Source organism: Acinetobacter sp. LT1 (genome assembly GCF_059800965.1).
In genome coordinates, this window is the sequence record NZ_JBBAXE010000021.1 from 58,348 (window position 1) to 68,543 (window position 10,196).

The following is a 10,196-nucleotide window of genomic DNA, read 5'->3' on the forward strand; positions in this document are numbered from 1 at the left end:
AAACCTCTGTTCAGGCTGCTGATATTTTTATAATGCTTTTACAGTTCCTGCAACATGTGGTTTTTGTGATTTGGCATTACGAATCAAGAAATCAGTCTTTTTATCTGCATTTGCAGTTAAAAACTCAACTTTTGACGGTAAGAACATTGGTAGCTTAAACCATACATCTGCTTCATAAGCATTTGGTAATTCAAGGTTTGCTAATGCTTTAGCTTTGCTCCACATACCATGCGCAATGGCTTGCTTAAAGCCAAATGCTTTTGCAGTGATGGCATGAATATGAATTAAGTTAAAATCACCAGACACTTTCGCATAACGGCGGCCTGTGTTTTCTAAAATATTCCACTCTGCCTTTGGAACATAAGCTGGTGCTTGTTCTTCTTTGACTTTCTCACCTACTCTTTTCTCAACTTTTTGGCGAGATAAATAAGTCGTTAAGCCTTCCATCACCACTTCATTGCCAACTTTTGCCGTGGTAATAAAGTCGAACTGAGCACCTTTATCATGCGGTTTTAGTTCCCCAAATTTACATGACAAAGTTAATTTTTCAGTCACAGCAATTGGTCTGGTCTGTTTAATCTGGTTACGAATATGGACTAAACCTAAAATTGGAAATGGGAATGCTTCTGCCGTCATCATGTGCATTTGCAAACTTTGAGAAAGCACCGCTAAATAAATTGCTGGTACAAAGCCATTATTTTGAAAGCCACATACTTCGTTATAAGCTTTGAGGTGGTTCTGATCAATTTCTAGGGTATCTACCACATATTCAACTTGCGGTAATATTTTTGGGCCTTTCGGCTTTTTAAAAATTAAACCTTGCACTACTTTTGGATAAGCCAATGCCGCTTTTGGTAGCTGGCTAAAATGACGAGTATTCATACCTAACCTTTTATAATTTATAGATTCTTGAATAAAAAAGGGATGCACAAGCACCCCTATTTAGCTAAAAGTGCTTAAGCGCCCAACAAGCTTTGACCACATACACGCACAACGTTGCCATTTACCCCTGTAGAAGCAGTTGATGCAAACCATGCAATTGTTTCTGCTACATCAACAGGTAAACCACCTTGTTGCATTGAGTTCATACGGCGACCAGCTTCACGAATTGCAAATGGAATTGCCGCAGTCATTTGAGTTTCGATAAAGCCGGGTGCTACTGCGTTAATGGTAATACCATTTTTTAAGATAGGCGCAGTAAATTTCACTAGACCAATCACACCTGCTTTCGACGCAGCATAGTTTGTTTGACCAAGATTACCCGCAATACCACTAATTGATGATACACAAACAATACGGCCATTTGCATTTAGACCATCGTTTTCTAACAAGTAGTCATTTACGCGTTCAGCAGCAGACAAGTTAATATTAATTACCAAATCCCAAAGCTCTGGCTTCATGTTTGCCAAAGTTTTGTCACGTGTAATACCTGCGTTATGAACGATAATATCTAAACCGCCTTGTTTTGCAGCAGCAGTTTTAATTTTTTCGCCCGCATCCGCAGCTGTAATGTCAATTGCCAATGTAGAACCGCCAATATCAGCCGCTACACGGTCAAGGTCAGCCTGTTGTTGTGGTACATCTAGACAAATAACATGCGCACCGTCACGCGCCAACACATGTGCAATCGCCTCACCAATACCACGGCTTGCACCAGTTACTAACGCAGTTTTTCCAGCAAGTGGTTTTGCCCAATCAACATCAACTACATCTGCTTTAGATACACGAATCACTTGACCAGATACATAAGCTGAACGTGGAGAAAGTAAGAAACGTAATGTTGATTCAAGGTTTGCAGCAGCACCTTCGTCTACATATACAACTTGAGCAGTAATACCCTTTTTAAATTCTTTACCTACAGATTTGATAAAGCCTTCAAGTGCACGCTGAGCAATCGCCTGTTTTACAGTTTTTGCAGTTTCAGGAGTTGTACCAATCACAATCACTCGACCAGAAGTCGCAACTTGACGTGCAATCGGGTTAAAGAATTTATAAAGTTCATTTAACTGTTCTGAGTTTTGAATACCAGATGCATCAAATACAACTGCTTTGAATTTTGATTCTTTATCGCCTGCATTGAATGGACGTAAATTTAAACCAACTTTTGCAGCTTCTTGTTGCAAAGCAACGTTATTGCCTACATAGCTATCTGCATGAACATTGCTAAGTACTTGTGCAATCGCACCAGACAATACACTTGACGGCGCTGCGCCAACCAATACTGCACCATTCACTACTGGCTGAGCACTTTCAAAACGCTCTAATACAACTGGCGATGGTAAACCCAGATTTTTAACAACGAATTTACCAATAGGAGATTGTGTAAATGCTTGGTATTGATCAGTCATGATTATTATCTCTCAAAGAAATGAATTTTCTACGACAGGCTTCATTATGTTATGAGATGGATAGAAACAATATGAAAGCAGTCGTTCATTAGAGTTACTCCAAATCATACTTGACTTCATCTTTGGATGTCTTGACCTGAATGCTATCTACAATGTCATTCTAGTCAATACAGGTCTATTTGAATTGTGTTAAGGTAGCTTACAAGAATATCGTTATTATGCTTGGAAAAGCCTTATGAGCAAACCAACTCAAGAAAATCCAGCAGTCGAAAATTCTGCTCAGGAAAAAGTGTCAAATACATCAAAGTCGGCTTCTAACACGGCTAAGCGTAACAGCACTACTCCTAAAGCAGCAACTAATACATCAAAAACGACACGTACTCGTTCAACGACTGCACCTGCACGTAGCCCTCGCACCAAGAGCGCGGCTACAGCAACTACTTCTACATCTTCAAATGTAGCTGCAGCACCAAAAGCAACAAAAACCAAAACTTCTGTTCAACAGGATAAAACCATGAGCCAAAACACTGTTCGCCGCGTTGCAATTATTGGTGGCAACCGTATTCCATTTGCACGTTCAAATACTGCTTATTTTAAAGCGTCTAATTCTGACATGCTGACAGCAGCATTGAATGGTTTGGTTGAGCGCTTTAACTTACAAGGTAAGCGTATTGGTGAAGTCGTTGCTGGTGCTGTTTTAAAACACAGCCGTGACTTTAATATGACTCGCGAAGTTGTATTGAGCACAGATCTTGCTCCTGAAACTCCTGCTTATGACATTCAAATTGCTTGTGGTACAGGTTTACAAGCAGCTTTTGTTGTTGCAAACAAAATTGCGCTTGGTCAAATCGATGTAGGTATTGCAGGTGGCGTAGATACAACTTCTGACGCTCCTATCGCTGTGGGTGATGGTTTACGTAAAGTTTTACTTGAGCTCAATGTAGCTAAAACAGGTAAAGACCGCCTTAAAGCTTTAACAAAAATTGATTTTAAAAAGCTTCTTGATGCACCAAGCAACGGTGAACCGCGTACTGGCCTTTCAATGGGTGAGCACCAAGCAATCACTGCTTTAGAATGGGGTATCACTCGCGAAGCACAAGACGAGCTAGCTGCAAGCAGCCATCAAAAACTTGCTGCTGCTTATGAGCGTGGTTTCTTTGATGACTTAATGACTCCTTTCTTAGGTCTTAACCGTGACAACAACTTACGTGCAGACAGCACAGTTGAAAAACTTGCTAAATTGAAGCCAGTTTTCGGTAAAGGCGAAACTGCAACAATGACAGCGGGTAACTCAACTCCGTTGACTGATGGTGCTTCTGTGGTATTGCTTGCTTCTGAAGAATGGGCAAAAGAAAACGGTCATGAAGTTTTAGCATACCTTTCTTTCTCTGAAACAGCAGCTGTTGACTTTATTGGTAAGAACGGTCCTAAAGAAGGTTTGTTAATGGCCCCTGCTTATGCGGTGCCTCGCATGCTTAAGCGTGCAAACCTTAAACTTCAAGACTTCGATTTCTATGAAATCCATGAAGCATTCGCATCTCAAGTGTTATCTACTTTGAAAGCTTGGGAAGATGAAAAATTCTGTAAAGAGCGTCTTGGTTTAGATGCACCTTTGGGTTCAATTGACCGTTCTAAACTGAACGTAAATGGTTCATCTTTAGGTGCAGGCCATCCATTTGCTGCAACTGGTGGTCGTATCTTAGCAACTGCTGCTAAATTGATTAATCAAAAAGGTTCAGGCCGCGCATTAATCTCGATCTGTACAGCAGGTGGTGAAGGTGTGGTTGCGATTGTAGAAAAATAATTTCTATAACGACCTAACAAAATAAGCACCCATTTGGGTGCTTATTTCATTTCAATAGATTAGCTTAATGAAGTGATGCAGCTTTGGCATCTGGGAAAAATTTATCTTCAATATGGTCATAGCACCACTGGAAAATAAAGGTATAAACCAAAATACATAAGGTTAAACCAATATCTAAAATAAGTGCATCAATGACACTCATCTGAAGCATATATGCAATCATTGGTACAGTTGCAATCAGCAAACCACCTTCAAAACCAATCGCATGTAAAATCCGCACAGCGATCGTTCTTTCCCAATTATATTTATGCTCTACTTTTTCAAAATAGTGGTTAAAAATCATGTTCCAGAAAACTGAAACCACTGCCATAAACACACCGAGTGTACCGGTTACGTCCATTGGCATATCAAAAATAAAACTTAATGCAATCGCAATGATGACCAATAAAATTCCTTCATAACTGATTGCATGAATGAGCCTTCTCTTGGAAATCAACATTTTTAAATACTCAATAATAACTTGGATAATGTGCATTTTATTTTTATAATATTGATTAATCTAATCAGGTTCTTTCAGTTTTTTTGACAGATGAATATTAATCAAGAACAACTACTCATGTTTCAAGCCGTGATTGAGACCGGCTCTTTTTCTGCAGCAGCTCGTAAACTTGGCAAAGTTCCTTCGGCTGTAAGCATGTCTATTGCCAACTTAGAGATTGATCTAGACTTAACTTTATTTGACCGTAAAGGCCGCGAACCCGTCCCTACTGACGAAGCACGGGTTTTATATGAAAAGACCTCTCAGCTTTTGATTGAGATGAATCAATGGAAACAGCATGCCCACGCCTTAAGTACAGGGTTAGAAGCTAATTTAACTATTGTGATTGTGTCTGAACTTTTACACACCAATTGGACAGACTATATTTGTCTTCTAGAGAGCCGTTTTCCAGACCTACAAATTAATATTGTCTCTGCCCCTCAAGAAGATGCTCTGCAAATGTTATTAGACGGGTCTGCCCAACTTGCACTGATGTTTGAACGCGAGCACCTAGATAACAGAGAACAATTCGTAGAGCTCAAGCAGGAAGCTCTAATTCCAGTTATTTCAAACAGCCATCCTCTAGCAAGCCAAAATCAGGTTTCTTATGAGCAGATCCTCACTACACGACAAATTGTAGTTGCAAGCCGAGATGAGACGTTAAAACCAGAATTACTTTTTTCGAAACATTATTGGCGCACCGATAACCACCACTCCGCTTGTTTAATGATCTTGCGCAATTTGGGTTGGGGTGTACTTCCTCAAGAAATGTTTAAAGAAAATCCTGAATTAAAAAATAAACTTAAAGTATTGGATTTATTAGATTTCACTCCCCGATTTGAATATTATGTCGACTTGGTATGGAGTCGAGAAAGTGAGCTTGGTGCCGCTGCTAGATTTTTGATTGAACATATCCGCAAGCAACGAATGCAACCACTACCTTAAAAATATTTCAAATTAGATGCAGAACCTAAACGTTTTTCTTTGAAATATAACAATTGATATATCGACAGCATGAATAGACTTTGTGCTATAAAGAAAAGATAAGATTTATTACCGAAGATGTTGAATATCAATGACTCATACAGCACTTGACCAATTAAAAACATTAACGACCGTTGTTGCCGACAGTAGTGACCTTGATGCAATTCGTAAATTCCGTCCATTAGACGCAACGACTAACCCTTCATTGATTACGGCAGCAGCAGAACAACCAGAAAGCAAAGAGCTGATTGAAGATGCTTATTATCAAGCCAAAGAAGAAGGCTATAGCAACGATGAGTTAATCGAAAGAACCATTGATATTTTAACCGTAAAATTTGGCGTAGAAATTTTGAAACTCATTGAAGGCCGTGTTTCTACAGAAGTTGATGCTGCTCTCTCATATGACACCGAAGCAACCATTAAAAAAGCGCATGAATTATGTGAACTTTACAAAGGTTATGGTATTGATCAGTCACGTATTCTGATTAAAATCGCGTCGACTTGGGAAGGCATTCAAGCTGCTAAGGTACTTGAAGCTGAAGGGATCGCTTGTAACCTGACTCTGCTTTTCGGTTTACACCAAGCGCAAGCATGTGCAGATGCTAAAGTGACTTTAATCTCACCATTTGTCGGCCGTATCTTAGACTGGTACAAAAAGGCTGAAGGTGTAGATGCTTACCCAATCGAAAAAGACCCAGGCGTAGTTTCAGTTAAGAAAATCTACACTTACTACAAACAGCAAAACATTCCAACTCAAGTGATGGGTGCGAGCTTCCGTAGTATTGATCAAGTGCTTGGTTTAGCTGGATGTGATTTACTAACCATCTCGCCAAGCTTACTTACCCAGCTTGAGCAAGATACCCGTACAGTCGATGCGGCACTTGATGCATCTCAAGCAAAACAAGCAGAAGCGATTGTTAGACCAGCTCAAGATGAGCAAAGTTTTAAAGATGAACTTAACCATGACTTAATGGCATTCCAGCTTTTACAAGGTGGTGTTGATGGCTTTATTAAAGCACGAGATCAATTAAGCCTTTTGTTACGTCAGTCTTTTGGAATTGATGCGGAAATAAAATCTTAAAAAACTGCACTTTTCATACAAAATTGCCGATTTTTGTTATCATGACAAAAATCGGTTTTTTATTGGGTTTCTCGTGTTCGGCATAACAGATTTAACAACATATATTATTGGTACATTCCTAATTGTGTTATTGCCAGGACCCAATTCTCTTTATGTGATGTCAATTGCTTCACGCTACGGGATTAAAACCGGATATATGGGTGCATTCGGTATTTTCACTGGTGACCTTATTTTAATGCTCTGTACCGTACTGGGTGCTGCTTCTCTACTTAAGGCATTCCCATGGATATTTGTCATTCTTAAATTAACAGGTGCACTTTATTTATCTTATTTAGGCTTTAAACTATTACAAGGCAGTATTCAACGCTGGAAACAACGTAATCAAACTCAACCAGAAATGGCTGATTTACCTGCTTTAGATAAAATTCATCCTTATAAAACAGCACTCAGTATTAGTTTACTCAATCCTAAAGCGATTTTATTTTTCCTCTCTTTCTTTGTTCAATTTGTTGAACCAGATTATGCTTATCCTGCTCTGAGCTTTTTAATTTTAGCAATTATTTTACAGATCATTAGCTTTAGTTATTTAACTGCATTAATCTTCTCTGGAATTAAACTCTCGGCATTTTTTAAAGAGAACCATAAAATTGCAGCAAGCGGAATCTTTTTAGTCGGAATTCTATTTTTCGGATTTGGTTTAAAACTAGCAACCTCAACGATTTAATTATTTTAATCTAATAACTTTTGCATTAGAAAGTTAAAACATATGAACTGCTAAAAGTCCAGCATGCCATCTGTTTTAACTTCATTAAGTACAAAAAAAGTTCTGACTTGTCTTACCCCAGGTAAAGCAATAATCTTTTCACTATGAAATCGGTTAAACGCTGCTAAATCTTTAACACGAATTTTTAGAAAATAATCGACTTCTCCGGCCACCAGATAACACTCTAAAACATTTTCCAAATCACCCGAAGCTTGTTCAAATGCTTGAAAGCTGTCAGGGGTTGAACGATCCAAAACTACACCGACTAACACCACAGTACCACGTTGAACCGTATTGGGATTGATCCGAGCACGAACATCCAAGATTGCTCCAATCTTAAAAAGACGCTGAGTATGATTCCAACAAGATGATGTACTAATACCTACTAGTTTTGCCAATTCAGCATTACTTAAACGCCCATTTTCCTGTAAGGCACGCATAATTTTCAGTTCTAGTGGAGTTAAATTTTCAGCTTTCTCATCCATAAAATAATATTCTTGATTCATTGTTATTTATGAAATAAATAATAGCATTATTTAATAATTTAAAAACATTATTTATTTTTTAATCTAAAAATAGAAAGCACCTTCGTAAAAAAAATTGTTAAATTCACCCCAACTGGAAGCAATGGCAGAAGCCTATTAATTTTTCTTGGGTTTAGAATACGTATCATGCAAAAAATTCTTCAAGATTTTTCAATTCCGGCAGTTTTTGCTGGTTTTATTACCTTTCTTATTGGTATTAGTGTTTCGGCCGTTTTAGTGATTCAGGCGGCTCAAGCTTTAGATGCTTCACCTGAACAAATCACTTCATGGTTTTGGGCTTTGGGTTTGGGTATTGGTTTATCAGGACTCATTCTTTCTTGGAAATTTAAATATCCTGTAGCAACGGCGTGGTCAACCGCTGGTCTTGCTTTAATTATGGCAACAGGTAGTGGATATAGTTTGAATGAAGCGATTGGTGCTTTTTTAGTTGGTGGTTTACTAACAGCTATTTTAGGCTTTTCAGGTATTTTTCAAAAAGCGCTGTCATACATCCCTCAAAGTTTAACAAGTGCCATGCTGGCAGGCGTGCTACTCAAATTTGGTATTTCGCTTTTCGCAAGTTTACAAAATGATTGGGCATTTGTTTTGTCCTTACTTAGCATTTATGTCATTACAAAAAGATTATGGCCGCGTTATAGCATTGTATTTACCGTAATTGCAGGTATTGCCCTATGCCCTGTCTTTTTAGAATTTCATATGCCTACAGTTCAGTGGTCTTTAGCAAAACCTGTTTGGATTAGTCCTGACTTTAGCTGGTCAGCACTTTTGGGCTTAGCACTGCCACTGTTTGTGATTAGTATGGCTTCTCAATATTTACCGGGTATTGCCATGATCAAAAGTTATGGCTACAAACCACACGTGAATCAACTCATTGGCTGGACAGGTTTAACCCAAGTTGTGCTTGCTCCGTTTGGCTGTTATAGCGTCAATATTGCTGCGATTAGTGCTGCCGTAAGCTTAGACGACCAAGTTCATCCTGACCCAAGCAAACGCTATATTGCAGGTATAAGCTGCGGTTTTTTCTACATCTTAATGGGTTTGTTTGCTGCAACACTCACAAGTTTATTGATGTCTTTCCCTCATATTTTTATTGTAGCTTTAGCGGGTATTGCATTACTTGGTACGATCAGCCACAACATTGCGATTGCTTTTGCTCAAATTGAAGAGCGTGAAGCTGCATTATTTACCTTTTTATGTAGCGCTTCGGGTATTCAATTCTTCGGAATCGGCTCAGCATTTTGGGGATTGGTGGTCGGAATTATTGTATTTGTTGTTCTCAAATTTAAATCCAAAAAAAGCTAATAAAAAAAGCGTTCATAGCTCCCTATTTTCAATGCTATGAACGCTTTTTAGTATAGTTTCTTATAACTCTCTTACTACGACTGTTTTTGCCATTTTGTCGTGCCAGCCTTGTTTTTTAGCGTCAAATGCCACCCAAAAAAGACCAATACCAAATACTAAAATTGATGGAATATAGCCAATATATCGAATAATACTTTGCATGACTGTGAGCTTATTACCTGTTTTTTCATCTAAAACTTTTAAGCGCATCAAACGTTTGCCAGGTGTACCTGCAAAATACAACCAACATAAAACTGAATATAAAAAAGGAAATGCGTAGTTCACAATCAGGTCAAACCAATAGTTTTGTGGCTGACTACTTAAGCCTGTAGCAAATACTAAGTCGTAATCTCCCCGATAAAAAATCCATGCGGCTGGAATAATTGCTAAACAAAGAATAAGACTATCAATAATCATTGCGCCAAATCTTAACCAGAACCCTGCATACTCATACTTATAAGTCATGCCTACCTCACTTTGTTATTGTTTAATAGCTAAAATGGTCTTACTACTTTACTTTTATCCTAATTGAAACTTTTTTATTTTTAAATACTTAAATAAATTTTAAATTTCTTACTTTTATATTTTATTGTAATTATTTTGATCAAAAAACATCATTAACCACATATCTCTACAAAAACTTAATTTAATCTTTTAAAAACTGACATTTTTTTATGTCAGTTAGAGGTGGTCCCACATGTTTGAACAACTAAAAGCTTATTTATAAGTGATACTCTGCTCTAGTTAAGCTACCTTATTTTGTTGTGGTAGCTGGTCATAGTAAAACTCATC

10 protein-coding genes are annotated in these 10,196 nt (G+C 38.1%); 5 read left to right on the forward strand and 5 right to left on the reverse strand.

The features are described from left to right. Nucleotides 1–27: 27 nt before the first annotated feature. Both WBW42_RS16930 and WBW42_RS16935 read right to left on the reverse strand, forming a co-directional pair. Nucleotides 28–882: a MaoC family dehydratase gene (locus WBW42_RS16930; protein ID WP_032055783.1), complete on the reverse strand. Its 855-nt coding sequence runs from the start codon at nt 880–882 to the stop codon at nt 28–30. 74 nt (nt 883–956) lie between these two features. Continuing rightward, nucleotides 957–2,348 carry a 3-oxoacyl-ACP reductase gene (locus WBW42_RS16935; RefSeq protein ID WP_019767650.1) on the reverse strand — a complete coding sequence of 464 codons (1,392 nt, stop codon included), beginning with the start codon at nt 2,346–2,348 and terminating at the stop codon, nt 957–959. A gap of 235 nt (nt 2,349–2,583) precedes the next feature. Between WBW42_RS16935 and WBW42_RS16940 the strand changes: the two genes are divergently transcribed. Beyond that, complete coding sequence (locus WBW42_RS16940) at nt 2,584–4,152, forward strand: acetyl-CoA C-acetyltransferase (protein WP_032055781.1); 1,569 nt, start codon at nt 2,584–2,586, stop codon at nt 4,150–4,152. Between the two features lie 64 nt (nt 4,153–4,216). Here the strand turns inward: WBW42_RS16940 and aceI are convergent, their stop codons facing one another. Further along, nucleotides 4,217–4,651 carry a chlorhexidine efflux PACE transporter AceI gene (aceI, locus tag WBW42_RS16945; protein WP_032055780.1) on the reverse strand — a complete coding sequence of 145 codons (435 nt, stop codon included), beginning with the start codon at nt 4,649–4,651 and terminating at the stop codon, nt 4,217–4,219. A gap of 90 nt (nt 4,652–4,741) precedes the next feature. Here aceI and aceR point away from each other — a divergent pair, with 90 nt between their 5' ends. The 3 genes from aceR (at nt 4,742) to leuE (ending at nt 7,479) form a co-directional block, all read left to right on the forward strand. Next, nucleotides 4,742–5,635 carry an HTH-type transcriptional regulator AceR gene (gene aceR, locus WBW42_RS16950; RefSeq protein ID WP_005073797.1) on the forward strand — a complete coding sequence of 298 codons (894 nt, stop codon included), beginning with the start codon at nt 4,742–4,744 and terminating at the stop codon, nt 5,633–5,635. A gap of 130 nt (nt 5,636–5,765) precedes the next feature. Further along, on the forward strand, nt 5,766–6,755 hold the full coding sequence (tal, locus tag WBW42_RS16955) for a transaldolase (RefSeq protein ID WP_017387331.1): 990 nt from the start codon (nt 5,766–5,768) through the stop codon (nt 6,753–6,755). 73 nt (nt 6,756–6,828) lie between these two features. Next, complete coding sequence (leuE, locus tag WBW42_RS16960; protein WP_032055779.1) at nt 6,829–7,479, forward strand: leucine efflux protein LeuE; 651 nt, start codon at nt 6,829–6,831, stop codon at nt 7,477–7,479. Nucleotides 7,480–7,529: 50 nt separating this feature from the next. On the opposite strand, the gene WBW42_RS16965 is transcribed toward leuE, so the two are convergent. Continuing rightward, nucleotides 7,530–8,003: an Lrp/AsnC family transcriptional regulator gene (locus WBW42_RS16965; RefSeq protein ID WP_002115169.1), complete on the reverse strand. Its 474-nt coding sequence runs from the start codon at nt 8,001–8,003 to the stop codon at nt 7,530–7,532. A 186-nt stretch (nt 8,004–8,189) separates the two neighbouring features. On the opposite strand from WBW42_RS16965, the gene WBW42_RS16970 reads away from it, so the two are divergent. After that, entirely contained in the window at nt 8,190–9,365 is a 1,176-nt protein-coding gene (locus WBW42_RS16970; protein WP_032055778.1) for a benzoate/H(+) symporter BenE family transporter, read from the forward strand. Between the two features lie 60 nt (nt 9,366–9,425). Here WBW42_RS16970 and WBW42_RS16975 read toward each other — a convergent pair whose 3' ends face one another. Next, nucleotides 9,426–9,869: an RDD family protein gene (locus WBW42_RS16975; protein WP_005073782.1), complete on the reverse strand. Its 444-nt coding sequence runs from the start codon at nt 9,867–9,869 to the stop codon at nt 9,426–9,428. Nucleotides 9,870–10,196 lie beyond the last annotated feature (327 nt).